The organism is Sporosarcina sp. USHLN248, from assembly GCF_037144575.1.
In the GTDB taxonomy this organism is placed as follows: domain Bacteria; phylum Bacillota; class Bacilli; order Bacillales_A; family Planococcaceae; genus Sporosarcina; species Sporosarcina contaminans.
Genome location: NZ_JBBCZC010000128.1, coordinates 1 through 231, shown reverse-complemented (window position 1 = coordinate 231; position 231 = coordinate 1). Strand labels below are relative to the sequence as shown.

General features: G+C 58.9%; 1 rRNA gene. It reads right to left on the bottom strand.

What is annotated here, in order from left to right:
* Positions 1-231, bottom strand: a 23S ribosomal RNA gene (locus WFH04_RS18460); the annotation flags it as partial.

The window sequence follows — 231 nt, the reverse complement described above, 5'->3', positions numbered from 1 at the left end:
CCTCGCCTACCTGTGTCGGTTTGCGGTACGGGCACCTCCCGCCTCGCTAGAGGCTTTTCTTGGCAGTGTGAAATCAGGGACTCCGGGGACAATTCCCCTTGCCATCACAGCTCAGTGTTTTAGGAACGGGATTTGCCTCGTTCCACACCTCACTGCTTAGACGCGCATGACCAACAGCGCGCTCACCCTATCCTACTGCGTCCCCCCATTGCTGATAACGGCGGGGAGGTG